The following is a 24,281-nucleotide window of genomic DNA, read 5'->3' on the forward strand; positions in this document are numbered from 1 at the left end:
CGCCGGCAAGCCGGCTCCTACAGGGGATCTCGGTGATCAATTTGATTGTCGGTGGGCTCAGGGTTTCGGTGCCGCGCTCGCATCCGCTCCGAACCATTTGTTCTGCAATGCCTCCAGCCGCCCATCGGCCTTGATTCGCTGCAATGCATTCTCCAGGCTGGCATGAAACGCCGGGTTACCCTTCTGAAACGGAATCGCCAGGTTTTCGGCCGGGGTGGCTTTCGGCTTTTCTTCGGTCAGCGACTGCACCAACAGGATGGAACGCGGTGGCTCTTCCTTCTGCGCGATCAAATGCGCATCGGTGTGAAGGTAAGGTTCGCTGAAGTCGAAACGATCCTTGAGCGCCGGGGTCTCTGTTAAGTGATTGATAGCGATGTCGTACTTGCCGCTTTCAACGCCGGTCAACAGATCGCTGGCGTCGGTCACGACAAAGTCGGCCCGTATATCCAGTTCATTGGCCAGCAGTTGACCCAACTCGACTTCGAAGCCGCTGAGTTGGCCGTCGTCCTTGAAATTGAAGGGCGGTGTATTAGCCTCAAGGGCAATACGCAATTCGCCGCGGTCGTTTACGTCGTCAATCAGTTCGGCATGAGCCAAGGGGCTCAAAAGGGGTAGCAGGCAGATCAGGCCAGGCAAAAAGCGCATGGTCACTCCTTTGAATACATTTATCGCGATGCGCTGGTTCAGGCTCGCTTTGCTATGGTTGTCGGTGCCTTCGACAACGAAAGGCCGTGAAGTTGTCATGGCTACGCGGATTTTACGAAAAAACTGGAGAAGAGAATGAAAACCTTTATGTCACGAGCGGCATTGGCTGGCCTGTTGATGGGCGTTTCGGTGCTGGCCAGTGCGGCTACGCCGGCACCCAAGGGTGCTGAAGTGTCCATCGTTTCTCCTAAGGATGGTGGGACGGTCCCGCAAACGTTCAAAATCAAATTCGCTGTTGAGAACGTGGCGTTGGCGCCAGCGGGCGATACCACCAAGAATACTGGCCACCACCATTTGCTGGTCGATGCCAAGGATGTAGTTGCAGCAGGTGCAGTCATTCCGGCAGATGCCAATCACGTTCATTTCGGCAAGGCGCAGACAGAAACCGAGCTGACGCTGACACCGGGCAAGCACACCTTGCAGTTGGAGTTGGGCGACATGAACCATATGGCCTTCGATCCGCCGATCGTCTCTGAGAAGATCACCGTCAACGTCAAGTAACGTTAGTAGCGCCCATGAAAAAGGAGACCCGAAGGTCTCCTTTTTTGTCGATCGAGTCGCGATCAGAACAACACGCGGCAACGAATGGTGCCGTTGATGTGCTGCAGCTTCTCTTGGGCGATTTCCGAGTAATCGGCGTCGACGTCGATCACGACGTAGCCGACTTTCTCGTTGGTCTGCAGGAACTGACCGGAGATGTTGATGCCGTTTTCGGCGAAGACCTTGTTGATCTCGCTCATCACACCCGGAATGTTCTCGTGGATGTGCAGCAGGCGGTGCTTGCCAGGGTGAGCCGGCAAAGCCACTTCCGGGAAGTTCACCGACGATACCGACGTACCGTTGTCGCTGTACTTGACCAGTTTTTCTGCCACTTCCAGACCGATGTTGGCTTGCGCTTCAGCGGTGGAACCACCGATGTGCGGGGTCAGGATCACGTTGTCCAGGCCACGCAGCGGGCTTTCGAACTCTTCGTCGTTGGAGCGAGGCTCCACCGGGAATACGTCGATGGCCGCGCCGATCAGGTGCTTGTCCTTGATCGCGTCCGCCAGGGCTTGCAATTCGACCACGGTGCCGCGAGCAGCGTTGATCAGGATGCCGCCCTTCTTGATGGAGCGGATTTCTTTCTCGCCGATCATCCACTGGGTTGCAGCGGTTTCCGGAACGTGCAGGGTGACGATGTCGGACATGCCCAGCAGCTCGTGCAGGTTGCCGACCTGGGTCGCGTTACCCAGTGGCAGCTTGGTCACGGTGTCGTAGAAGTACACCTGCATGCCCAGGCCTTCAGCCAGGACCGACAATTGAGTACCGATCGAGCCGTAACCGACGATGCCCAGCTTCTTGCCACGGATTTCGAAGGAGTTGGCTGCGCTCTTGATCCAGCCGCCACGGTGGCAGGAAGCGTTCTTCTCAGGGATGCCGCGCAGCAACAGGATCGCTTCGGCCAGCACCAGCTCGGCAACGGAGCGGGTGTTGGAGTACGGCGCGTTGAACACCGCGATACCGCGTTCGCGGGCAGCGTTCAGGTCAACCTGGTTGGTGCCGATGCAGAAACACCCAACAGCCACGAGCTTCTTCGCGTGATCGAAGATTTCTTCGGTCAGTTGAGTGCGAGAGCGAATGCCGATGAAGTGCGCATCAGCGATCTTTTCCTTCAACTGGGCTTCCGGCAGAGAACCGGTGAGGTACTCGATGCTGGTGTAGCCAGCCGACTTGAGAACGTCGACAGCCGATTGGTGGACGCCTTCGAGAAGAAGGAACTTGATCTTGCTCTTATCGAGAGAAGTCTTGCTCATCTGCGTAAACCTGTATCCCGGAGAAAAATGGCAGGAAATGGTCAACAGAGGCTGACCCGGACGGCAACTAAACCGTCGCCGCAGAACAGCCGTTGGGCACTATCCTGCGGGGTCGGTATGCTAGCATAAGCTCCCCGCTAAACACTCATTCCTGCGACGTGAAGCGTTCTCAGGATGACCATGAATTGTTCGAGAGTTCTGTCGATGACCAATCCTGCCTTGATTGAAGAGCTGAAGACCCTGGTTGAGCCTGGCAAGGTGCTGACCGATGCTGACTCCCTGAACGCTTACGGCAAGGATTGGACCAAGCACTTCGCCCCGGCCCCGACCGCCATCGTGTTCCCGAAGACCACCGAACAGGTCCAGGCCATCGTGCGTTGGGCCAATGAACGCAAGGTCGCGCTGGTGCCGTCCGGCGGTCGCACCGGGCTGTCCGCCGCTGCAGTGGCCGCGAATGGCGAAGTGGTCGTGTCGTTCGACTACATGAACCAGATCCTCGACGTAAACCTCACCGACCGCACCGCCGTTTGTCAGCCAGGCGTGGTCACTGAGCATCTGCAGAACGTCGCGGAAGAAAAAGGCCTGTACTACCCGGTGGACTTCGCGTCGGCCGGTTCCAGTCAAATTGGCGGCAACATCGGTACCAATGCCGGCGGGATCAAGGTGATTCGCTACGGCATGACCCGCAACTGGGTGGCCGGCATGAAAGTCGTCACCGGCAAGGGCGATCTGCTGGAACTGAACCGCGACCTGATCAAGAACGCTACTGGCTACGACCTGCGCCAGCTGTTCATCGGCGCTGAAGGCACCCTCGGTTTTGTGGTCGAAGCGACCATGCGCCTCGATCGCGCACCGAAAAACCTCACAGCGATGGTGCTCGGCACTGCCGATTTCGACTCGATCATGCCGGTGTTGCACGCGTTTCAGAGCAAGCTCGATCTGACTGCATTCGAATTCTTCTCCGACAAAGCCCTGGCCAAGATCATGGGCCGCGGAGACGTACCGGCGCCGTTTGAAACCGACTGCCCTTTCTACGCGCTGCTGGAATTCGAAGCGACCACCGAAGAAGTGGCCAACCACGCACTGGAAACCTTCGAACACTGCGTCGAGCAGGGTTGGGTGCTGGACGGCGTGATGAGCCAGAGCGAAACCCAGCTGCAGAACCTCTGGAAACTGCGTGAATACATTTCCGAAACCATCTCCCACTGGACGCCGTACAAAAACGACATTTCGGTCACTGTGTCGAAAGTCCCGGCGTTCCTGAAGGAAATCGACGCGATTGTCGGCGAACACTATCCGGACTTCGAAATCGTCTGGTTCGGCCACATCGGCGACGGCAACCTGCATTTGAACATCCTCAAGCCGGATAACCTGAGCAAGGACGAGTTCTTCGCCAAATGCGCGACCGTGAACAAGTGGGTGTTCGAAACCGTCGAGAAGTACAACGGTTCGATTTCCGCCGAACACGGCGTGGGCATGACCAAACGTGACTACTTGACCTATAGCCGCTCGCCGGTTGAGATCGAGTACATGAAAGCGGTCAAAGCGGTGTTCGACCCGAACGGCATCATGAACCCGGGCAAGATTTTCGCTGTTTGACTTTCGAACTTAAAAGCTACGAACCAGGAGTCGGTCAATGAGCTATCAGCACCAGTATGTCGACGGTACGCGTATCCACTTTCCTTTGGGTAAAGTGGTCTGCATCGGCCGCAACTACGCCGAACACGCCAAGGAGCTGGACAACCCGGTGCCAACGGAGCCTCTGCTGTTTATCAAGCCAGGCAGCTGCGTCGTGCCGCTGGAAGGCAGTTTCAGCATTCCGACCGAGCGCGGTTCGGTGCACTACGAAGCGGAAATCGCCGTGTTGATCGGCAAGCCTTTGTCGACCAAGCCAAGCCGTGAAGAAGTGCTGGACGCTATTTCAGGTTTCGCCCCGGCTCTGGACCTGACCCTGCGCGACAAGCAGGCCGAGCTGAAATTCAAGGGCTTGCCGTGGGAAATCGCCAAGTCCTTCGACGGCGCGGCCGTGATTGCGCCGTTCGTGTCCGGCAGCACCTTTGCTGACCTGACCGACATCGGCATTCGCCTGACCATCAACGGCGAAGTGCGCCAGGATGGCAACAGCAGCGCGATGCTCAACCCGATCGTGCCGATGATCCAGCACATGGCTGGCTGTTTTTCGCTGCAGGCGGGTGACGTGATCCTCACGGGCACGCCCGTGGGCGTCGGTCCGCTGAATGTCGGTGATGAATTGGTTATCGAATTGCCAGGTGCCAGCAGCTTCACCAGCAGCGTCCGCTAACACAGCGCCAACCCTGGTAGGAGCCAGCAAGCCGGCTCCTACAGGGGATTGTGTTTCTGCCTCATGCAAAGCGGCGCTCATGCAGGGCAATCCCGCCATTTGCCGTTTTTTTCACATCTTGTCTGGATAATTCCCGGGTTTGCGGCGTCTGAGCCGGTCCCAATTGTGCTATTACCCTTAGCCTGAATTTCTGGAACGCATCCCTTGAAGGCCACTCAACCGCTGCCCACGCTTAAAACTGCCCGTCGCCCGCGCTTTTTCATGCGTTGGTATGCCTGGCTTTTGCTGGTCGCGGCCGCTGCGTATGGCCTTGCATTTGCGATGCATTGGGATGATCGCGGTGTGCTCTGGGTGCTGGAGCGCTTTGAAAGCCCGGCCCAACGCGAAGAAAGTGTCTGGCTGCCGGATTACCGTGCGGTAATCGACGCCAAGCTGTTGCCGGGGATGGAAAAGGACGAAGCGTCCGACCTGGCGTACAACCCGCAAACCAAAACCCTGTTCTCGGTGATGGGCAAGAACCCGTTCCTGGTGGAGCTGACCTTGCAGGGCGACGTTCTGCGCAAAATGCCACTGGTGGGCTGGAGCAATCCGGAAGCCGTGACGGTCATGGGCAACGGTCTACTGGCCATCGTCGATGAGCGTGAGCACTTGCTGACCATCGTCAAGGTCGACGCCGATACCCGTGAGCTGAACATCGCCAACTTCCCGAAGTACGACCTCGGCCCATCGAAAGATCAGAACAAAGCCTTCGAAGCGGTCGTCTGGGATGCGCGCAATCAACAAATGCTACTGGGTGAGGAACGGCCACCGGCGCTGTTCACCTGGAAAAGCACCGACAGTCAGACGCTCACCGGCGACAAACAGAAGCTTGCGAGCGACGAGCTGGACATCCGCAACCTCTCGGCCCTGGCCATCGACCCACGCACCGGTCATACGCTGGTGTTGTCCGCCGACTCGCACTTGCTGCTGGAGCTGGACGAGAAAGGCGAGCAGGTCAGTTTCATGACCTTGCTGGGTGGTTTCAATGGCCTGAAGAGCACCATACCCCGCGCCGAAGGCGTGACCATGGACGACAATGGCGCGCTGTACATGGTGAGCGAGCCGAACCTGTTCTATCGTTTCGAAAAGCAACAGTGAACCTGTAGGAGCCGGTTTGCTGGCGATGGCATCACCGCGGCGAATCAGTCACACCGCGTTGATACCATCGCCAGCAAACCGGCTCCTACAGAAGATTTGTAGGAAACGCGTAACTCGGTTGTAGTCTCAGACTAATGGCCATTAAGCTTCAATTCAGACTGCCGTGGTATTTCATCCGTCCGTCCTGATCCCGAGCTTGCCTGAATGCGTCGACTTGTCCGTCCCAAACCCCTGATCCTGATCTTCTTGGTGATTGCGCTGATCGTGCTGGTTGCGTTCGGGCAGTACCTGCGGCTGTTCGAGCGGGCCTGGTTCAATCTGCATACGCTTTGGCAACCGGAGAACGAACAGTCCATCGGCCTGGGTCACTATCAGGTCACGGTCGAGGGCCGGGTCATCGAAGGCCTGGACGACGATGTGTCAGCGCTGACCTTCGATCCGGTGCGCAAAAGCCTCTTCACCGTCACCAACAAAAACTCCGAGCTGATCGAGTTGTCGCTGGAAGGCCAGATCATTCGGCGGATCGCGCTGGTCGGCTTCGGTGATCCGGAGGCGGTGGAGTTCATCAGCGCCGACACGTATGTGGTCACTGACGAGCGCCAGCAACGGCTGATCAAGATTCATCTGGAGAAGGACACGACGTTCCTCGATGCGGCGGATGCCGAACAGATAACCCTCGGCGTGCACATGAGCAGCAACAAGGGCTTCGAAGGCCTGGCTTACGACTCTGTGGGCAAGCGACTGTTTGTCGCCAAGGAGCGTGACCCGATGCTGATCTACGAAGTGCAGGGTTTTCCGCATTACAACCCGGAAAAGTCTTACGCGGTGCACGTGGTCAACAACCCCAAGCGTGATGCCGGGATGTTTGTGCGAGACCTGTCGAGTCTGCAATACGACGAGCGCAGCGGTCATTTGCTGGCGCTGTCCGACGAGTCGCGACTGATTCTGGAGCTGGATGTGGACGGGCGTCCGCTGAGCACCCTGTCACTGAACAAAGGGCGTCAGGGGTTGCAGAAGACGGTGCCGCAAGCGGAAGGGATCGCCATGGATGACGACAGTACGCTGTACCTGGTGAGCGAGCCGAACCTGTTCTACGTCTTCAAAAAACCGGCACAACCCTAATACATAAACACAGACTCTGTAGGAGCCGGCTTGCCGGCGATGAGGCCGTGACATTCAACTCTATGTTGCCTGTTACGCCGCTATCGCCAGCAAGCTGGCTCCTACAGTGTTTTGTGTCGGGCTTACCGGGCGCGCAGGGTTTTCACACCTTCGCTGGTGCCCAGCAACAGCAAATCCGCAGGTCGCGCCGCGAACAAACCGTTGGTCACCACGCCGACGATCGCGTTGATCTGCGTCTCCAGCTCCACTGGATTGGTGATCTGCATGTTGAACACATCCAGAATGATGTTGCCGTTGTCAGTCAACACGCCTTCACGGTAAACCGGGTCGCCGCCGAGCTTCACCAGCTCGCGCGCCACGTGGCTGCGGGCCATAGGGATCACTTCCACCGGTAGCGGGAACGCGCCGAGCACCGGCACCAGCTTGCTGCCATCGGCGATGCAAATGAAGGTCTTCGCCACGGCCGCGACGATCTTCTCGCGGGTCAGGGCTGCGCCGCCGCCCTTGATCAGGTTCAGGTGCTCGTCGCTTTCGTCGGCGCCGTCGACGTAGAACTCCAGATCGCTGACGGTATTCAGTTCATACACCGGAATGCCGTGGCCCTTGAGGCGCGCAGCGGTGGCTTCGGAGCTGGCAACGGCGCCGTCGAACGCACCTTTGTGTTTGGCCAGGGCGTCGATGAAGCAGTTGGCGGTGGAGCCGGTGCCGACCCCGACAATGCTCTTGTCGTCGAGTTTCGGGAGGATGAAGTCGACGGCGGCCTGGGCCACTGCCTGTTTGAGTTGATCCTGGGTCATGCGGGCTCCGAAAGCGGGCAAGGGGAGAACGGAAAGGCCGGCATTATAGCCCCATGCCGGGCTAAAACCTCTTGATTCGTGTGGTCGCCCGGTCGAAAGCCGGGTTAGACTCCTTGGCCCTGCCCAACCCGCTCAGTGATGCTTTCCGATGCTCGAACAGTACGTCAAAAAGATCCTCACCTCGCGCGTTTATGACGTTGCCGTAGAAACCCCATTGCAGATTGCCCGCCAGCTCTCCGAGCGGCTGGGCAACACCATTTTGCTCAAGCGTGAAGACTTGCAGCCGGTGTTCTCGTTCAAGATTCGAGGGGCCTACAACAAGCTCACGCAGCTGAGCGACGAAGAACGCGCACGCGGCGTAGTGACCGCTTCAGCGGGCAATCACGCGCAAGGCCTGGCCCTGGCGGCGAAAGTGCTCGGCGTCAAAGCCACCATCGTCATGCCCAAGACCACCCCGGAGATCAAAGTCGAAGGCGTGCGTTCCCGCGGCGGCAAAGTGGTGCTGCATGGGGATTCGTTCCCGGAAGCCCTGGCCTACTCGCTGAAGCTGGTCGACGAAAAGGGCTACGTCTACATTCACCCGTATGACGATCCCCACACCATTGCCGGGCAGGGCACGGTGGCCATGGAGATTCTGCGTCAGCACCCGGGGCGACTGGATGCAATCTTCGTCCCGGTGGGCGGCGGCGGGCTGATTGCCGGGATCGCGGCGTACGTGAAATACCTGCGACCGGAAATCAAAATCATCGGCGTCGAGCCGGACGACTCCAATTGCCTGCAAGCCGCCATGGCTGCGGGTGAGCGCGTGGTGTTGCCGACCGTAGGCATCTTCGCCGACGGCGTTGCGGTGGCTCAGATCGGTCAGCACACCTTCGACATCTGCAAAGACTATGTCGATGAAGTGATCACCGTCAGTACTGACGAGATCTGCGCAGCCATCAAGGATATCTACGACAATACCCGCTCAATCACTGAACCTGCCGGCGCCTTGGGCGTGGCCGGGATCAAGAAATACGTCGAGCAGCACGCTGTCACCGGGCACACCTTCGTCGCCATCGATTCCGGCGCCAACGTCAACTTCGACCGTTTGCGCCATGTCGCCGAACGCGCCGAATTGGGCGAAGGCCGCGAAGCGATCATTGCGGTGACCATCCCCGAGAAACCGGGCAGTTTCAAGGCGTTCTGCGAAGCCATCGGCAAACGCCAGATCACCGAATTCAACTACCGCTACAACACCGGCAGCGAAGCGCACATCTTCGTGGGCGTGCAGACGCACCCGGAAAACGATCCGCGCAGTGCGCTGCTTGCCAGCCTGACCGAGCAGGGTTTTCCGGTGCTGGACCTGACCGACAACGAACTGGCCAAGTTGCACATCCGGCACATGGTCGGTGGGCGCGCGGCGCAGGTGGTTGATGAAGTGGTGCTGCGCTTTGAATTCCCGGAGCGTCCGGGTGCGCTGTTCAACTTCCTCAGCAAGCTCGGCGGGCGCTGGAACATCTCGATGTTCCACTACCGTAACCACGGCGCGGCGGACGGTCGGGTGGTCGCAGGGCTGCAAGTACCTCACGAGGAGCGTCATCTGGTGCCGGCGGCGCTGGAAGAAATCGGCTACCCGTACTGGGACGAAAGCGACAACCCGGCCTATAAGCTGTTTCTCGGCTGAGCGGCTACGCTGATGGGCAGGTCATAAGGAAATCGAACAATGGAAACGTTAACTGCCCTGAAAATGGCTCACACCGCGGCGACGGCAATACTGTTGGGCTGTGCGCTGGGCCTGGGGATCTGGGTCTGGCAAACGCGGCGTAATGGCGATGTGACTGCTGCGGCACGCACGCTGCAGCGGCCACGAGTGTTCGTCTGGCTACTGATGGGTGTGGCGTTGCTGAGCATGCCGTTTACGGGCTGGTGGATGGTGCATCTGGTGGGCTGGCCGCTGGGGCAGACCTGGTTGCTGGCGTCCAGCGTGCTCTACACCGTGGCGGCGTTGGGCTGGTTCTGGTTGCTGGTGCGGCTTAACAAATTGCGTACTGCATCGGGAGGGAGCGGCAAGTTCACCTTTGCCCTTGCACTGCTCAGCTTTGTTTGTTTTATCGCGATTGCAGGGTTGATGGGCGCGAAGCCGGTTTAAGGGTTGGCACCAAGTCGCACCCATCGCTGGCAAGCCAGCTCCTACAGGTGTTGCGTCGTGCCGACATTTAGCGTTCGACCCAAAGCCTCTGTAGGAGCTGGCTTGCCTGCGATGGCGATATCAGCCGCGCAGACTAATTACCGGCCAGCCACGCTTCTCGGCTTCGGCGCGCAGGTTAGGATCCGGGTCAACCGCCACCGGATTCACCACTTGTTCCAGCAGCGGCAAATCATTCATCGAGTCGCTGTAGAAGTAACTGTCTTCCAGTGAATGCCCGGTCTCTTCCAGCCAGCGATTCAGCCGCGTCACTTTGCCTTCACGGAAGCACGGGATGTCGGTGCTGCGCCCGGTGTAGCGACCATCGACCATCTCGCACTCGGTGGCGATCAGGGTTTCGACGCCCAGGCGCTCGGCAATCGGCCCGGTTACAAAACGGTTGGTCGCGGTGATGATCACCAGTTTGTCACCCGCTTCGCGGTGCTGGGCCAGCAGCTCGATCGCCTTGGGCAGCACGATCGGTTCGATGCAATCGCGCATGTAATCGCTGTGCCATTGATCGAGCGTGGCCATTTCGGTACGGCCCAGGACTTCCAGGCAAAAGTTGAGGTAGGCGGCGTTGTCCAGCTTGCCGGCCAGGTAATCCTGATAGAACTCGTCGTTGCGTGTCTTGTAGGCGACGGCGTCGAGGAAGCCGCGTTCGCACAGGTAATCGCCCCAGGCGTGGTCACTGTCGCCGCCCAAAAGCGTGTTGTCCAAGTCGAATAAAGCCAGGCGCATTGCAGTTACTCGCTGAAAAGTCTGTAGAAAGGCGTCCAGAATACGGACTTTTCACAAGAGTGCACATAAGGTAGGCCGGCTCGTTGCTGCCTTCACAACCTTTGTGGAACAATGCGGCGACATGCGTTTGCGAGGTTGTTGCCGTGATCGACCCCGATGGTTTCCGCCCCAATGTCGGGATCATTCTCACGAATGATGCCGGACAGGTGCTATGGGCTCGCCGTATCAATCAAGATGCCTGGCAGTTTCCACAGGGTGGTATCAACCCTCAGGAGACGCCGGAAGACGCCTTGTACCGCGAGTTGAACGAAGAAGTGGGTCTGGAGCGCGAAGATGTTGAAATTCTCGCCTGCACCCGGGGCTGGTTGCGCTATCGTTTGCCGCAACGTCTGGTCCGTACCCACAGCCAACCGCTGTGCATCGGCCAGAAACAGAAATGGTTTCTCCTGCGCCTGATCTCCAACGAGCAGCGGGTGCGGATGGATTTGACCGGTAAACCGGAATTCGATGGCTGGCGCTGGGTCAGCTATTGGTATCCGTTGGGCCAGGTGGTGACATTCAAGCGCGAGGTGTATCGACGCGCTCTCAAAGAGCTTGCCCCGCGCCTTTTAGCGCGCGACTGACGACGGAGTTCGACCCCGAGCCATGCTCAATACGCTGCGCAAGATCGTCCAGGAAGTTAACTCCGCCAAGGATCTCAAGGCGGCGTTGGGGATTATTGTGTTGCGCGTCAAAGAGGCCATGGGCAGCCAGGTCTGCTCGGTCTACCTGCTTGACCCCGAGACCAACCGCTTCGTGCTGATGGCGACCGAGGGCTTGAACAAGCGCTCGATCGGCAAAGTCAGCATGGCACCCAACGAAGGTCTGGTCGGCCTGGTCGGCACGCGTGAAGAACCCCTGAACCTCGAAAATGCCGCGGATCACCCGCGCTACCGCTACTTCGCCGAGACCGGTGAAGAGCGCTATGCCTCATTCCTCGGCGCGCCGATCATTCACCACCGCCGCGTTGTCGGCGTGTTGGTCATTCAGCAAAAAGAACGTCGTCAGTTCGATGAAGGCGAAGAAGCCTTCCTCGTGACCATGAGCGCGCAGCTCGCCGGGGTTATCGCCCACGCCGAGGCCACCGGTTCGATCCGTGGCCTGGGCCGTCAGGGCAAAGGCATCCAGGAAGCCAAGTTCGTCGGCGTGCCAGGTTCGCCAGGTGCGGCGGTCGGTACGGCGGTGGTCATGTTGCCACCGGCTGATCTCGACGTGGTGCCGGACAAGACCATCACCGACATCGACGCCGAACTGGCGCTGTTCAAGACCGCCATCGAAGGCGTGCGCGCCGACATGCGTGCGTTGTCGGCCAAACTGGCCTCGCAGTTGCGCCCCGAAGAGCGGGCCTTGTTCGACGTCTACCTGATGATGCTCGCCGACGAGGCGCTGGGCAGCGAAGTGACCACGGTGATCAAGACCGGTCAGTGGGCCCAGGGCGCGTTGCGCCAAGTGGTTACCGAGCACGTCAATCGTTTCGAATTGATGGACGACGCCTACCTGCGTGAGCGCGCCTCGGACGTCAAGGACCTTGGCCGCCGTTTGCTCGCCTACTTGCAGGAAGAGCGCCAGCAGAATCTGGTCTACCCGGAAAAAACCATTCTGGTCAGCGAAGAACTGACGCCGGCAATGCTCGGCGAAGTGCCAGAAGGCACGCTGGTCGGTCTGGTCTCGGTTCTCGGCTCCGGTAACTCTCACGTCGCGATCCTTGCGCGGGCGATGGGCATCCCGACGGTGATGGGCCTGGTCGATCTGCCGTATGCCAAGGTCGACGGCATCGAATTGATCGTCGATGGCAATCGCGGCGAGGTCTACACCAACCCCAGCGACGTGCTGCGCAAGCAGTTCGCCGAGGTGGTGGAAGAAGAGAAGCAACTGGCGCTCGGTCTCGATTCCCTGCGCGACCTGCCGTGCGTGACCCTCGACGGTCACCGCATGCCGCTGTGGGTCAACACCGGCCTGCTGGCGGACGTGGCGCGGGCGCAAAAGCGCGGCGCCGAGGGTGTTGGTCTGTACCGCACCGAAGTGCCGTTCATGATCAACCAGCGTTTCCCGAGCGAAAAGGAACAACTGGCGATCTACCGTGAGCAGCTCGCCGCGTTCCACCCGCAACCGGTGACCATGCGCAGCCTGGACATCGGTGGCGACAAGTCGCTGTCGTACTTCCCGATCAAGGAAGACAACCCGTTCCTCGGCTGGCGTGGCATTCGCGTCACCCTCGATCACCCGGAAATCTTCCTGGTGCAGACCCGCGCCATGCTCAAGGCCAGCGAAGGCCTGAACAACCTGCGGATTCTGTTGCCGATGATCTCCGGCACCCACGAACTGGAAGAAGCCCTGCACCTGATACACCGCGCCTGGGGCGAAGTCCGCGACGAAGGCACCGACGTGCCGATGCCGCCGATTGGCGTGATGATCGAGATTCCGGCGGCGGTTTATCAGACCAAGGAACTGGCGCGGCAAGTGGACTTCCTGTCGGTCGGTTCCAACGACCTGACCCAGTACCTGCTGGCCGTGGACCGCAACAACCCACGGGTGGCCGACCTCTACGACTACCTGCACCCGGCGGTGCTCCAGGCGTTGCAGAACGTGGTGCGTGATGCCCATGCCGAAGGCAAGCCTGTGAGCATCTGCGGCGAGATGGCCGGTGATCCGGCGGCGGCGGTGCTACTGATGGCAATGGGCTTCGACAGCCTGTCGATGAACGCCACCAACCTGCCGAAGGTGAAGTGGATGCTGCGCCAGATCAACCTGAGCAAGGCCAAGGAATTGCTCGCGGAGCTGATGACCATCGACAACCCGCAAGTGATCCACAGTTCGCTGCAATTGGCGCTGAAGAACCTTGGGTTGGCGAAGATGGTCAATCCGGCTGCGGTCAAACCCCTCTGAATCTGCGGCGCTCCCATCGCGGGCAAGCCCGCTCCCACAGGAATTTAGGGTGAGCACAGATGTGTGAACACCATGGACCCTGTGGGAGCGGGCTTGCCCGCGATGGCGTCAGCCCTGACAAAACCATCTATATCCTGATCTCCACTTCCCCAAGATGCCCCCCATATGGCCCGAAACTCCTTTCGACCATATGTCGTGTCCCGTCTGCATGAACGATCAACGCCGTACTCGCCCGAGTCCCATAGCTCTGGCTGGCAATGAACACACTCGACAGCAACGCCTCGGTCGCCAACCCGACACCCGTGTCCGGCAGGTCTGCAAATGCTGCTGTCTGCGAATCACTGAGCAACGCCAATAACGCCTCCGGCTGCGGATCCTCCAGAACAGTCTCCAGCGCCGCCCGCGCCTTGAGCAACTTCGGCCACGGCGTATCCAGTCCCGCGTTCGACACCCCATACACCCCGGCCGGCAGCAGCACCGCTTCAGACTCCCGCGCATTGAAGTGCCACAGTTCATTGGCATTGCCGATCAGCAGGTTAAAACCGGCATATTCCAGCGAACGTCCGACAACGTCGTCCAAGTAATCATCAATTGGCATGTCCCCTCCCAGAAAACGCGCGACCAGTTCGCCTCGAGATTTTCGACCGGCCGGTTGATGGGGATCGCGAATATTGGTCAGCGCCGCGAAGCGCCCATTGGCGCCGACACCGATCCATGTGCCGCCGGCCTCGAGGTCGCGTCCGGCGTGGACGTGCGGCGCTTCGGGCCATGACGCCAGTGACAGGGTGGGACGGGCGTAGAATTCGTCGCGATTGGCGGCGACGATCAGCGGCTGGGCGTGACCCGGGCGCCAGGCAAAGACAATCAGGCACATAAGGTGGTCCTTGTGTGTTTTTTGCCCACTCTACGCAGTCATTGAGCGGGTATCCATCGCCATCCAGTGGAGCCGAAGGCCATGCATCCGTTACCATGCCGCTCTTCTTTGGGGGTCGTACATGGAATTTCTGCTCTATCTGGCGCTCGGCGCCTGCGCAGGCGTGCTGGCCGGACTGTTCGGCGTCGGCGGCGGAATTATCATCGTCCCGGTGCTGGTGTTCAGTTTCACCTTGCAGGGTTTCGACGCCTCGATCCTGACGCACCTGGCGGTCGGTACGTCCCTGGCAACGATCATCTTTACCTCGGTCAACGCGGTGCGCGAGCATCATCGCCGCGGCGCCGTGCGTTGGCCGATTTTTGCCTGGATGACCGTTGGCATCCTGCTCGGCGCCGGGTTCGGCGCGCTGACGGCCGAAGCGATATCCGGGCCAAACCTGCAGAAAATCATTGGCGTATTCGCCCTGGTCATCGCTGCGCAACTGGCGCTGGACGTCAAACCCAAGGCCAGCCGAACGGTGCCGGGGAAAGTCGGTCTGACCGTGGCCGGCACGGTGATTGGCTGGGCTTCGGCGATTTTCGGGATTGGTGGCGGTTCGCTGACCGTGCCGTTCCTGACCTGGCGCAGCGTGCCGATGCAGCAAGCGGTGGCGACGTCCTCGGCGTGCGGTCTGCCGATTGCGTTGGCCAGTGCATTAAGTTTCATGATTCTGGGCTGGCACGATCCGTTGCTGCCGGCCCATAGTCTCGGTTTTATTTATTTGCCGGCGCTGCTGGGGATCGCCCTGACCAGCATGGTCTTCGCCCGCCTCGGTGCGCGGCTGGCCCACAGGCTGTCGCCGAAGTTGCTGAAAAGACTGTTCGCCGCTTTGCTGTTCTGCGTGGGTTTGAATTTTCTGATCTGACCCATCGCACAATCCTGGCTTAATCCTGAGGTGGCAGCGTCGCCCGGGAATTTTGAAGCTTTCAACTCTAACGAGGAGTCGCAATGCTGCCTTACCCGCAGATCGACCCGGTGGCCCTGGCCATCGGTCCGCTGAAAATCCATTGGTACGGTTTGATGTACCTGATCGGCATCGGCGGTGCGTGGCTGCTGGCGTCGCGCCGGCTCAACCGTTTCGACCCGACCTGGACCAAGGAGAAACTTTCCGACATGGTCTTCTGGATGTCGATGGGCGTTATCGTCGGCGGTCGCCTGGGTTATGTGCTGTTCTACGATCTGAGTGCTTACCTGGCCAACCCGACGCTGATTTTCGAAGTGTGGAAGGGCGGCATGTCGTTCCACGGCGGCTTTATCGGCGTGATGCTGGCGGCGTTGTGGTTCGGTAAAAAGAACAACAAGTCGTTTTTCCAGTTAATGGACTTCGTCGCGCCGATGGTGCCGATCGGCCTGGGCGCCGGGCGTATTGGCAATTTCATCAACGCCGAGTTGTGGGGCAAGGCGACCGACGTGCCATGGGCAATGGTCTTTCCGACCGATCCGGCGCAACTGGCGCGTCACCCGTCGCAGCTGTATCAGTTCGCCCTGGAAGGCGTGGCGCTGTTCGCCATCCTCTGGCTGTTTTCGCGCAAGCCGCGGCCGACCATGGCGGTGTCCGGGATGTTCGCGCTGTTCTATGGCATCTTCCGGTTCATCGTCGAATTCGTCCGCGTGCCGGACGCGCAGCTGGGCTATCTGGCCTGGAACTGGCTGACCATGGGCCAAGTGCTCTGCGTGCCGATGATCGTCGGCGGTCTGTTCCTGATCTGGCTGGCGTATCACCGCGCCCCGGCAACTCCAGCGGCAGCCGTATAAATTCGAACCCCGGGGGCGACGGCCTCCGGGTTCAAGGACACAGGTAACTCATGAAGCAATATCTCGAACTGGTCGCCCACGTCATCAAGAACGGCACCAAACAGGCCAACCGCACCGGCGTGAACACCATCAGCTTCCCGGGCGCGATGCTGCGTTATGACCTGCAGGAAGGTTTTCCGGCGATCACTACGCGCAAAATGGCCTTCAAATCGGCCATCGGCGAGATGTGCGGTTTTCTGCGTGGGGTGAACAACGCCGCCGAATTCCGTGCGCTGGGCTGCAAGGTCTGGGACCAGAACGCCAACGAAAACGCACAATGGCTGGCCAACCCGTTCCGTCAGGGCGAAGACGACCTCGGCGAGATCTACGGCGTGCAATGGCGCAAATGGCCGGCGTACAAGCAGATCCCGGTCAGCAATCAAGCCGCCATCGAGCAGACCCTGAAGCAAGGCTACCGGCAGATTGCTGAAGGCGAAGAAGACGGTCAGGCCTACGTCGTCCTGTACAAGGCGATCGACCAGATCCGCCAGTGCGTCGACACCATCATCAAGGACCCGGGCAGCCGTCGCATCCTGTTCCACGGCTGGAACGTCGCGCAGCTCGATGAAATGGCCCTGCCGCCGTGCCACTTGCTGTACCAGTTCCACCCGAATGTCGAGACCAAAGAGATTTCTCTGACGCTCTACATCCGCTCCAACGACCTGGGGCTGGGCACGCCGTTCAACCTCACCGAAGGCGCTGCGCTGCTGAGCCTGATCGGTCGCCTGACCGGCTACACGCCGCGCTGGTTCACCTATTTCATCGGTGATGCTCACGTCTACGAAAACCATCTGGACATGCTCAACGAACAGCTCAAGCGCGAGCCGTTCCCGATGCCGAAGCTGGTGATCAGTGATCGTGTGCCGGAGTTTGCCAAGACCGGTGTTTATCAGCCGGAATGGCTTGAGTTGATCGAGCCGAGCGATTTTTCGCTAGAAGGCTACGAGCACCATCCGCCGATGACCGCTCCGATGGCGGTTTAAGTCTCAACACCGCACTAATTGTGGGAGCGGGCTTGCTCGCGAGGACGGTGTGTCAGACAACATTTCTGTCGACTGACACACCGTCTTCGCGAGCAAGCTCGCTCCCACATTTGGTTATGCGGTGGGTTTAATGGCCGTGACTGCGGCCCACATGTGAATGCTCAACCTCCGTCGCCACAACCCCGCCGCTCACTTCCAACCTTTGCAAAATCCCGCATTGATCAATTTCCGGCCCTTCGCCGCAGCGTTGGCGCAGGTCAAGCAGTTGTGCCTGTAACGCCAACAACCCATCGATCCGCGCTTTCACGTGGTGAATGTGCTCATCGATCAGCGCATTCACACTTTCACATTGATCCTGCGGACTGTCGCGCAAGGCCAGCAGGCTGCGGATTTCTTCCAGCGTCATGTCGAGGGTGCGGCAGTTGCGGATGAAGGTCAGGCGCTCGGCGTGGTCCTGGGTGTAGACGCGGTAGTTGCCGTCGCTGCGGGCCGGCTCCGGCAGGAGGTTTTCGCGCTCGTAATAGCGGATGGTTTCCACGCCGCAGTCCGTCAGTTTCGCCAGTTCTCCGATCTTCATGAGGGTCATCTCAAAATAGGTGCTTGACCCTATAGTGGCTACAGGGTCTTTACTTGGCAACAGGCACCTTCATGGACGCGACCCAATGAGCGATTCCCGACACACCCACACCCCCGAGGCTGGTCACGATCACGATCACGATCACGATCACGATCACAGCCACAAGCTGCAGCCTGTGCACAAGCATGACCATGGTGGTCATGGGGATTCCTGCTGCTCCTCAAAAGCGGCGGCGCCGGCGCTGATCAAACTTAGCGAAACGCCAACCGCCAATGCGCGGTTGAGCAGTTTCCGCATCGACGCGATGGACTGCCCGACCGAGCAGACGCTGATCCAGAACAAACTGGGCAAGCTCGCCGGTGTGCAGCAACTGGAATTCAACCTGATCAACCGCGTGCTGGGCGTCACTCACGACTTGCCAAGCACCGCGCCGATCATCGATGCGATCAAGTCCCTCGGCATGCAGGCCGAGCCGCTGGAGCAGGGTGTCGAAACACCCGCGCCGGCACCTGAGAAAAAACCGTGGTGGCCGTTGGCGCTGTCCGGCGTGACCGCGCTCGCCGCCGAAGTGATCCACTTCACCAGTGCGGCGCCCAACTGGGTGGTGGCAATCATCGCGCTGATTTCGATCCTCAGTGGCGGCCTCAGCACTTACAAAAAAGGCTGGATCGCACTCAAGAACCTCAACCTGAACATCAACGCATTGATGAGCATCGCGGTGACCGGCGCGGTCCTGATCGGGCAATGGCCGGAAGCGGCGATGGTGATGTTCCTGTTCACCGTGGCCGAGTTGATCGAGGCCAAGTCCCTGGACCGCGCGCGCAACGCCATCAGCGGCTTGATGCAGATGACGCCGGAGCAGGCGACGGTGCTGCAGGCCGACGGCAGTTGGGTTTTGCAGGACGTCAAAACCATCGAACTGGGTGCGCGGGTACGAGTTCGGCCCGGTGAGCGAGTGGGTCTGGATGGTGAAGTGGTGTCCGGCAGTTCAACCATCGATCAGGCGCCAATCACCGGGGAAAGCCTGCCGGTTGAGAAAACCATTGGCGACAAGGTTTTCGCCGGCACCATCAACCAGGCCGGTTCGCTGGAATACACCGTGACCGCTGCGGCCAACAATTCGACCCTGGCGCGGATCATCCACGCCGTCGAACAGGCGCAAGGCGCACGGGCACCGACCCAGCGTTTCGTTGACCAGTTTTCGAAAATCTACACCCCCACCGTGTTCATCTTCGCCCTCGCGGTGGCGGTGATTCCGCCGCTGTTCATGGGCGCAGTCTGGTTCGACTGGATCTACCGCGCACTGGTGTTGCTGGTGGTCGCATGCCCCTGCGCATTGGTGATTTCCACCCCGGTGACCATCGTCAGCGGCCTCGCGGCGGCGGCGCGCAAAGGGATTCTGGTCAAGGGCGGCGTTTATCTGGAAGGTGGTTACAAGCTGGATTACCTGGCCTTGGACAAGACCGGCACGATCACCCACGGCAAGCCGGTGCAGACTGATTATCTGTCGCTTGATCCGACGGCCGAGGCCTCGGCGCCGGCAATTGCGGCCGCATTGGCCGGCCGCTCGGACCACCCGGTGTCGCTGGCTATTGCCAACGCGGCTGTGGATAAATCGTTTTCCTCGCTCGTTGTGGATAACTTCGAAGCGCTCGCCGGTCGCGGGGTGCGCGGCGAGATCGACGGTAAGACCTACCACTTGGGCAACCACCGTTTGGTGGAAGAGCTGAATCTGTGTTCGCCCGCGCTGGAAGAAAAGCTGTTTGCGCTGGAGAAACAGGGCAAGTCCGTGGTGCTGCTGCTCGACAAATCCGGTCCCTTGGCGCTGTTTGCCGTGGCCGATACGGTCAAGGAATCCAGCCGCGAGGCGATCCAGCAGCTGCACGATCTGGGCATCAAGACCCTGATGCTCACCGGCGACAACGTCCACACCGCCCAGGCGATTGCCGCGCAGGTCGGCATCGACGAGGCCAAAGGCGATCTGCTGCCGACCGACAAACTGCAAGCCATCGAAGCACTTTATGCCCAGGGCCATCGCGTCGGCATGGTCGGCGACGGCATCAACGACGCCCCGGCGCTGGCCCGTGCCGAGATCGGTTTTGCCATGGCCGCCGCAGGCACCGATACCGCTATCGAGACCGCCGATGTCGCCCTGATGGACGACGATCTGCGCAAAATTCCCGCGTTTATCCGGTTGTCGCGGCAGACGTCGAGCATCCTCAAACAGAACATCGCCCTCGCATTGGTCATCAAGGCGATCTTTCTTGGGGTAACCTTCGCCGGGATCGCCACCATGTGGATGGCAGTGTTCGCCGACATGGGCGTGAGCCTGTTGGTGGTGTTCAACGGTTTGCGCCTGTTGCGCAAGTAAGCGATGAGGAGCGGGTGTGCTGAGTGCCGAGCTGAAGGCGTTTTACATGGTGGCCCGCCTGGGCAGCATTACCCTGGCGGCGAAAAAACTTGGCCTGAGCCAGCCCACCGTGACCACGCAGATCCGCAACCTGGAAAGCCAGTACTCGGTCGAACTGTTCTACCGTGGCGGCCGCCGCCTCAGTGTCAGCGATGAAGGTGCGCGGTTGTTGCCGATGGTCAAGGCGCTGTTGCAACAGGAAGCCGACATCGAGTTTTTCCTGCGTAACAGCGGCCAGGTCCAGGGCACGCTGCGCATCGCCGCCACCGCTCCGTATTACATCCTCGATCTGGTGAAGACCTTCCGCGAGCGCTTGCCGCAAGTGGAAGTGTCGGTGGAAATCGGCAACTCGCAGCAGGTCCTTGAAGCCTTGGAGGATTACCGGGTCGACGTCGCCGCTTCCTCGCAATTGCTTGATGATGCGCGACTGATTCGCCGGGTGCTCGGCAGCGATCCGCTGGTGTTGGCGGTGCATCGCAATCATCCGTTGGCGGTGCATGATCATGTGCCGCTGAGTGCGTTGGCCGGGCATACGTTGTTGATGCGTGAGTCCGGCTCGACCACTCGGCGGCTGACTGAAGAATTGCTGGCCAGTGCCGGGGTGAGTTTCGGGCCGTTGCTGGAGATTGGCAGCCGTGAGTCTATTCGTGAGGCGGTGCTGCGCAACATTGGGATCAGCATCATTGCCCGGCAGGAAGTACCGCATGATCCGCAGTTGCGTGTGCTGACCATCGAGAATGCGCCGCAGATTCCCGAGTATTTGTACTGCCTCAAGGAGCGCAAAGGCGCGCGGTTGCCGGCGGCGTTTCTCGGGTTGGCGCAGGAGATGGCGCCGGCCTGAGACTTTCGGCGAAGCTGATGGCCTCTTCGCGGGCAAGCCCGCTCCCACAGGGTTTTGTGGTGAGCACCAGATGTGTGAGCACCACTGCCCACTGTGGGAGCGGGCTTGCCCGCGAAGGCGTCAGTCCAGACACCACCTGCCTTGAAGGCCCAACCCAAATCCCCGAATACCACTATCAGCCGTTTTGGCCTCACTGCCACATGACGGACGCATTACATCCCTAGGATGAGCCCCATCTGCTTGATGAGGCCTGTCCATGAACCACTCCATCGCAACTGCCCTGACCAACCCCGGCGCCCCAATGAGGGTGCGTGGCGTGCAGAAGCGCTTCGGCGCCTTCACTGCGCTGGATAACGTTTCCCTCGACGTGGCGGCCGGTGAACTGGTGTGTCTGCTGGGGCCGTCGGGTTGTGGCAAAACCACCTTGCTGCGCTGCATCGCCGGTCTCGAGAAGCAGGACAGCGGCGAGTTGTACCTTGGCGATCGCGACGTCTCGCACCTGGCACCTCAGGCCCGGGACTACGGCATTCTGTTCCAGTCCTACGCGCTGTTCCCCAATCTCACCGTCGAAGCGAACATTGCCTACGGCCTCGCTGGTAGCGGTCGCGATGAAGTGCGCAAGCGTGTCGGTCAGATGCTGGAACTGGTCGGCCTGACCGGCAGCGAGAAAAAGTACCCCGGCCAATTGTCCGGCGGTCAGCAGCAACGGGTCGCACTGGCCCGCGCCTTGGCGCCGTCGCCGTCCTTGTTGCTGCTCGACGAACCGATGTCGGCCCTCGACGCCCGGGTTCGCGAGCACTTGTGCACCGAACTGCGCCAACTGCAGCGCAACCTCGGCATCACCACGCTGATGGTCACGCACAATCAAGACGAAGCCATGCTGATGGCCGATCGTATCGCTGTGATGAACAACGGCAAGGTCGAGCAGTACGCCACGCCGCAGGAAATCTACGACCGCCCGGCCACGCCGTTTGTGGCGGAGTTCGTCGGCCAAGGCAACTGGCTGCCATTCCAGCGCAGCAGCGACAGCCATGCGCAGGTTGGCGGGATGAACATGCGCTTGGCGGACGGCAGCGCCAAAGCCGCGTCAGGCCGGTTGTTCTGCCGGCCTGAGGCGATCAACGTCAACCCGCTGGTGCATGAGGAAAACCTGTTCCCGGCCAAGGTTCGCGAAATCACCTTCCTCGGCAACCGTTGCCGCATGAGTTTCGAACTCGATCAACTGCCGGGCCACGCATTGCTGGCGGAATTGGCGCCGGAAGCCATGCCGCGCCTCGGTGCGCAGCAAATCATGGTCGCCTTGCCGCCGCACAGCCTGCAGGTGTTTGCCTGATGAGCGCGCACATCGCGCTGCCGATCCCGCACAAGCAGGTTCGGCAGACCTCCCGTGCCGAGATCGGTGACCGGGTGTTCGTGGTCGGTGGCAAAGTGCTTTTACTGGTGTTGCTCTGCGTCGCGGTGTTGATGCCGTTGCTGGCGATCTTCTGGCGTGGCTTCAGCTCGGAAGCCGGGCAGGGCGGTGGTCTGGTCGCGGCGCGTGAACTGGTGACGAGTGCGAATTTTCACTGGCTGCTCGGCAATAGCCTGAAAGTGTCCCTCAGCGTCGCGGCCATTGTCGTACCGCTGGCCTACCTGTTTGCCTACGCGCTGCAACGCACGTTGATTCCGGGCAAAGGCATTTGGCGTGGGATGTCGTTGTTGCCGCTGATGGCGCCGTCGATGCTGCCGGGCATTGCACTGGTTTATCTGTTCGGCAACCAGGGCCTGTTGCGCGGTTTGCTCTCGGACAATATCTACGGCTTCTGGGGCATTGTTCTCGGTGAGGTGATCTACACCTTCCCACACGCCTTGATGATTTTGCTGTCGGCGCTGTCCCTGGCGGATGCGCGCCTCTTCGATGCCGCCTCCAGCATGGGCGCCAGTCCGGCCAAGGCCTTCCGCAGCATCACCTGGCCGGCGACGCGTCAGGCAGTGTTCGCAGCGTTCTGTTTGGTCTTCACCCTGACCATCACCGACTTCGGCGTGCCGGTGGTGGTTGGCGGCGACTATCAGGTGCTGGCGCTGGAAGCCTACAAAGCCGTGGTCGGCCAGCAACAATTCGGTCGCGGTGCATTGATCGGCATGGTCCTGTTGCTGCCGGCGCTGTTCAGCTTCGCGGTTGATGCCTGGTTGCGTCGGCGTCACGGTGACTCCATGAGCGGTCGTGCACAGGTCTTTCAACCGGTACCGTCGAAGCTGCGCGACGGTTGCTACCTGGCCATCGTGTTGCTGATCTGCGCGGTGTTGCTGTTGGTGTTCGGCATGGCGGTGTTCTCGTCGCTGGTGAAATTCTGGCCGTACAACCTGTCGCTGTCGCTCAACCATTACCAGTTCAACGACACGGCGGGTGGCGGTTGGCTGGCTTACGGCAACAGCGTGAAGATGGCCCTGTGCACGGCGTTGATCGGCAGCGTGCTGATCTTCACCGGCGCGTACCTGATGGAAAAAACCAAGGGCCAGCGCGGACTGAATCTGACCCTGCGCATGCTCAGTTTCGTACCGATGGCGGTGCCGGGTCTGGTGCTGGGCCTGGGTTACGTCTTCTTCTTCAACCTCAGCGACAACCCGCTGCATGTGCTCTACGGCACCATGACCCTGCTGGTGGTCTGCACCATTGCTCACTATTTGACCACCGCGCAAATGACCGCGACCACCGCGCTGCGTCAACTCGACGCCGAGTTCGAAGCCGCCGCGCTGTCGCTCAAAGCGCCGCTATACCGGCATTACCTGCGCGTCACCGTGCCGATCTGCCTGCCGGCGCTGCTGGACATCGTGCGCTACTTGTTCGTCTCGGCGATGACCACCGTCTCGGCGGCGATCTTCCTCTACAGCCCCGACACCCTCCTCGCGGCGGTGGCGGTGTTGAACATGGACGACGCCGGCAACGTTGGCGGCGCGGCGGCGATGTCGACCCTGATTCTGTTCACCTCGGCGGGCGTGTCGCTGCTGCTGGCCGGGGCCTCGCGCGGTTTGCTGCGCCGCTCCCAGGCCTGGCGGCAGACCGCGCCCGGTCACTGATTTCCACTCCCGCAACCTCA

At 60.3% G+C, this 24,281-nt stretch carries 22 protein-coding genes; 16 read left to right on the forward strand and 6 right to left on the reverse strand.

The features are described 5' to 3' along the window. Positions 1-57: 57 nt before the first annotated feature. Complete coding sequence (locus ACI77H_RS02110) at positions 58-645, reverse strand: transporter substrate-binding domain-containing protein (RefSeq protein ID WP_407010120.1); 588 nt, start codon at positions 643-645, stop codon at positions 58-60. A gap of 135 nt (positions 646-780) precedes the next feature. Here ACI77H_RS02110 and ACI77H_RS02115 point away from each other — a divergent pair, with 135 nt between their 5' ends. Continuing rightward, positions 781-1,206 (forward strand): DUF4399 domain-containing protein, encoded by a 426-nt coding sequence (locus ACI77H_RS02115; protein ID WP_150632140.1) that lies wholly within the window; start codon positions 781-783, stop codon positions 1,204-1,206. A gap of 62 nt (positions 1,207-1,268) precedes the next feature. Here the strand turns inward: ACI77H_RS02115 and serA are convergent, their stop codons facing one another. Further along, positions 1,269-2,498 carry a phosphoglycerate dehydrogenase gene (gene serA / locus ACI77H_RS02120; RefSeq protein WP_407010121.1) on the reverse strand — a complete coding sequence of 410 codons (1,230 nt, stop codon included), beginning with the start codon at positions 2,496-2,498 and terminating at the stop codon, positions 1,269-1,271. 204 nt (positions 2,499-2,702) lie between these two features. Between serA and ACI77H_RS02125 the strand changes: the two genes are divergently transcribed. The 4 genes from ACI77H_RS02125 (at position 2,703) to ACI77H_RS02140 (ending at position 7,059) form a co-directional block, all read left to right on the forward strand. After that, a complete protein-coding gene (locus ACI77H_RS02125; protein ID WP_407010122.1) occupies positions 2,703-4,097 on the forward strand; it encodes an FAD-binding oxidoreductase in 1,395 nt (464 codons plus the stop codon). Positions 4,098-4,134: 37 nt separating this feature from the next. Continuing rightward, the gene (locus ACI77H_RS02130; protein ID WP_407010123.1) at positions 4,135-4,800 is read left to right on the forward strand and encodes a fumarylacetoacetate hydrolase family protein; all 666 of its coding nucleotides are present in this window, start codon (positions 4,135-4,137) and stop codon (positions 4,798-4,800) included. A 261-nt stretch (positions 4,801-5,061) separates the two neighbouring features. Further along, positions 5,062-5,937, forward strand: coding sequence for an SdiA-regulated domain-containing protein (locus ACI77H_RS02135; protein ID WP_407010347.1), 876 nt, complete (start codon positions 5,062-5,064; stop codon positions 5,935-5,937). 204 nt (positions 5,938-6,141) lie between these two features. Continuing rightward, on the forward strand, positions 6,142-7,059 hold the full coding sequence (locus tag ACI77H_RS02140; protein WP_407010124.1) for an SdiA-regulated domain-containing protein: 918 nt from the start codon (positions 6,142-6,144) through the stop codon (positions 7,057-7,059). A gap of 122 nt (positions 7,060-7,181) precedes the next feature. Here the strand turns inward: ACI77H_RS02140 and rpiA are convergent, their stop codons facing one another. Further along, positions 7,182-7,856, reverse strand: a complete 675-nt coding sequence (gene rpiA / locus ACI77H_RS02145) for a ribose-5-phosphate isomerase RpiA (protein WP_407010125.1) — start codon at positions 7,854-7,856, stop codon at positions 7,182-7,184. A gap of 148 nt (positions 7,857-8,004) precedes the next feature. Here rpiA and ilvA point away from each other — a divergent pair, with 148 nt between their 5' ends. Both ilvA and ACI77H_RS02155 read left to right on the forward strand, forming a co-directional pair. Further along, complete coding sequence (ilvA, locus tag ACI77H_RS02150) at positions 8,005-9,519, forward strand: threonine ammonia-lyase, biosynthetic (protein WP_407010126.1); 1,515 nt, start codon at positions 8,005-8,007, stop codon at positions 9,517-9,519. 39 nt (positions 9,520-9,558) lie between these two features. Then, positions 9,559-9,984: a DUF2269 domain-containing protein gene (locus ACI77H_RS02155; protein WP_407010127.1), complete on the forward strand. Its 426-nt coding sequence runs from the start codon at positions 9,559-9,561 to the stop codon at positions 9,982-9,984. Positions 9,985-10,104: 120 nt separating this feature from the next. Here the strand turns inward: ACI77H_RS02155 and ACI77H_RS02160 are convergent, their stop codons facing one another. After that, on the reverse strand, positions 10,105-10,761 hold the full coding sequence (locus ACI77H_RS02160; protein ID WP_407010128.1) for an HAD family hydrolase: 657 nt from the start codon (positions 10,759-10,761) through the stop codon (positions 10,105-10,107). Positions 10,762-10,904: 143 nt separating this feature from the next. On the opposite strand from ACI77H_RS02160, the gene ACI77H_RS02165 reads away from it, so the two are divergent. Both ACI77H_RS02165 and ptsP read left to right on the forward strand, forming a co-directional pair. Then, positions 10,905-11,384, forward strand: coding sequence for an RNA pyrophosphohydrolase (locus tag ACI77H_RS02165; protein WP_007897732.1), 480 nt, complete (start codon positions 10,905-10,907; stop codon positions 11,382-11,384). Positions 11,385-11,406: 22 nt separating this feature from the next. Further along, positions 11,407-13,686, forward strand: coding sequence for a phosphoenolpyruvate--protein phosphotransferase (ptsP, locus tag ACI77H_RS02170; protein WP_407010129.1), 2,280 nt, complete (start codon positions 11,407-11,409; stop codon positions 13,684-13,686). 127 nt (positions 13,687-13,813) lie between these two features. Here ptsP and ACI77H_RS02175 read toward each other — a convergent pair whose 3' ends face one another. After that, positions 13,814-14,560, reverse strand: a complete 747-nt coding sequence (locus ACI77H_RS02175) for an NRDE family protein (protein ID WP_407010130.1) — start codon at positions 14,558-14,560, stop codon at positions 13,814-13,816. A 121-nt stretch (positions 14,561-14,681) separates the two neighbouring features. On the opposite strand from ACI77H_RS02175, the gene ACI77H_RS02180 reads away from it, so the two are divergent. The 3 genes from ACI77H_RS02180 to ACI77H_RS02190 all read left to right on the forward strand — a co-directional run bounded on the left by ACI77H_RS02180 (position 14,682) and on the right by ACI77H_RS02190 (position 17,376). After that, positions 14,682-15,464 carry a sulfite exporter TauE/SafE family protein gene (locus ACI77H_RS02180; protein ID WP_407010131.1) on the forward strand — a complete coding sequence of 261 codons (783 nt, stop codon included), beginning with the start codon at positions 14,682-14,684 and terminating at the stop codon, positions 15,462-15,464. Positions 15,465-15,547: 83 nt separating this feature from the next. Beyond that, on the forward strand, positions 15,548-16,354 hold the full coding sequence (gene lgt, locus ACI77H_RS02185) for a prolipoprotein diacylglyceryl transferase (protein ID WP_150638041.1): 807 nt from the start codon (positions 15,548-15,550) through the stop codon (positions 16,352-16,354). A gap of 50 nt (positions 16,355-16,404) precedes the next feature. After that, complete coding sequence (locus tag ACI77H_RS02190) at positions 16,405-17,376, forward strand: thymidylate synthase (protein ID WP_407010132.1); 972 nt, start codon at positions 16,405-16,407, stop codon at positions 17,374-17,376. A gap of 127 nt (positions 17,377-17,503) precedes the next feature. On the opposite strand, the gene cadR is transcribed toward ACI77H_RS02190, so the two are convergent. Continuing rightward, positions 17,504-17,953 (reverse strand): Cd(II)/Pb(II)-responsive transcriptional regulator, encoded by a 450-nt coding sequence (gene cadR, locus ACI77H_RS02195; protein ID WP_407010133.1) that lies wholly within the window; start codon positions 17,951-17,953, stop codon positions 17,504-17,506. Positions 17,954-18,038: 85 nt separating this feature from the next. Between cadR and ACI77H_RS02200 the strand changes: the two genes are divergently transcribed. The 4 genes from ACI77H_RS02200 to ACI77H_RS02215 all read left to right on the forward strand — a co-directional run bounded on the left by ACI77H_RS02200 (position 18,039) and on the right by ACI77H_RS02215 (position 24,261). Continuing rightward, complete coding sequence (locus ACI77H_RS02200) at positions 18,039-20,324, forward strand: heavy metal translocating P-type ATPase (protein ID WP_407010134.1); 2,286 nt, start codon at positions 18,039-18,041, stop codon at positions 20,322-20,324. Positions 20,325-20,340: 16 nt separating this feature from the next. Continuing rightward, on the forward strand, positions 20,341-21,204 hold the full coding sequence (locus ACI77H_RS02205) for a LysR family transcriptional regulator (protein ID WP_033060537.1): 864 nt from the start codon (positions 20,341-20,343) through the stop codon (positions 21,202-21,204). A 256-nt stretch (positions 21,205-21,460) separates the two neighbouring features. After that, positions 21,461-22,537 carry a putative 2-aminoethylphosphonate ABC transporter ATP-binding protein gene (locus tag ACI77H_RS02210; protein ID WP_407010135.1) on the forward strand — a complete coding sequence of 359 codons (1,077 nt, stop codon included), beginning with the start codon at positions 21,461-21,463 and terminating at the stop codon, positions 22,535-22,537. After that, entirely contained in the window at positions 22,537-24,261 is a 1,725-nt protein-coding gene (locus ACI77H_RS02215) for a putative 2-aminoethylphosphonate ABC transporter permease subunit (protein WP_407010136.1), read from the forward strand. The genes ACI77H_RS02210 and ACI77H_RS02215 overlap by 1 nt, the downstream gene beginning before the upstream one ends. The last annotated feature ends 20 nt before the right edge of the window (positions 24,262-24,281 follow it).

Source organism: Pseudomonas sp. O230, from assembly GCF_045447035.1.
Lineage (GTDB): Bacteria > Pseudomonadota > Gammaproteobacteria > Pseudomonadales > Pseudomonadaceae > Aquipseudomonas.

Excerpts from the sequence above, each read along its gene's own strand:
- ACI77H_RS02110 (WP_407010120.1), bottom strand. The coding sequence starts at position 645 with ATGCGCTTTTTGCCTGGCCTGATCTGCCTGCTACCCCTTTTGAGCCCC.
- ACI77H_RS02115 (WP_150632140.1), top strand. The coding sequence starts at position 781 with ATGAAAACCTTTATGTCACGAGCGGCATTGGCTGGCCTGTTGATGGGC.
- serA (WP_407010121.1), bottom strand. The coding sequence starts at position 2,498 with ATGAGCAAGACTTCTCTCGATAAGAGCAAGATCAAGTTCCTTCTTCTC.
- ACI77H_RS02125 (WP_407010122.1), top strand. The coding sequence starts at position 2,703 with ATGACCAATCCTGCCTTGATTGAAGAGCTGAAGACCCTGGTTGAGCCT.
- ACI77H_RS02130 (WP_407010123.1), top strand. The coding sequence starts at position 4,135 with ATGAGCTATCAGCACCAGTATGTCGACGGTACGCGTATCCACTTTCCT.
- ACI77H_RS02135 (WP_407010347.1), top strand. The coding sequence starts at position 5,062 with ATGCGTTGGTATGCCTGGCTTTTGCTGGTCGCGGCCGCTGCGTATGGC.
- ACI77H_RS02140 (WP_407010124.1), top strand. The coding sequence starts at position 6,142 with ATGCGTCGACTTGTCCGTCCCAAACCCCTGATCCTGATCTTCTTGGTG.
- rpiA (WP_407010125.1), bottom strand. The coding sequence starts at position 7,856 with ATGACCCAGGATCAACTCAAACAGGCAGTGGCCCAGGCCGCCGTCGAC.
- ilvA (WP_407010126.1), top strand. The coding sequence starts at position 8,005 with ATGCTCGAACAGTACGTCAAAAAGATCCTCACCTCGCGCGTTTATGAC.
- ACI77H_RS02155 (WP_407010127.1), top strand. The coding sequence starts at position 9,559 with ATGGAAACGTTAACTGCCCTGAAAATGGCTCACACCGCGGCGACGGCA.
- ACI77H_RS02160 (WP_407010128.1), bottom strand. The coding sequence starts at position 10,761 with ATGCGCCTGGCTTTATTCGACTTGGACAACACGCTTTTGGGCGGCGAC.
- ptsP (WP_407010129.1), top strand. The coding sequence starts at position 11,407 with ATGCTCAATACGCTGCGCAAGATCGTCCAGGAAGTTAACTCCGCCAAG.
- ACI77H_RS02175 (WP_407010130.1), bottom strand. The coding sequence starts at position 14,560 with ATGTGCCTGATTGTCTTTGCCTGGCGCCCGGGTCACGCCCAGCCGCTG.
- ACI77H_RS02180 (WP_407010131.1), top strand. The coding sequence starts at position 14,682 with ATGGAATTTCTGCTCTATCTGGCGCTCGGCGCCTGCGCAGGCGTGCTG.
- lgt (WP_150638041.1), top strand. The coding sequence starts at position 15,548 with ATGCTGCCTTACCCGCAGATCGACCCGGTGGCCCTGGCCATCGGTCCG.
- ACI77H_RS02190 (WP_407010132.1), top strand. The coding sequence starts at position 16,405 with ATGAAGCAATATCTCGAACTGGTCGCCCACGTCATCAAGAACGGCACC.
- cadR (WP_407010133.1), bottom strand. The coding sequence starts at position 17,953 with ATGAAGATCGGAGAACTGGCGAAACTGACGGACTGCGGCGTGGAAACC.
- ACI77H_RS02200 (WP_407010134.1), top strand. The coding sequence starts at position 18,039 with ATGAGCGATTCCCGACACACCCACACCCCCGAGGCTGGTCACGATCAC.
- ACI77H_RS02210 (WP_407010135.1), top strand. The coding sequence starts at position 21,461 with ATGAACCACTCCATCGCAACTGCCCTGACCAACCCCGGCGCCCCAATG.
- ACI77H_RS02215 (WP_407010136.1), top strand. The coding sequence starts at position 22,537 with ATGAGCGCGCACATCGCGCTGCCGATCCCGCACAAGCAGGTTCGGCAG.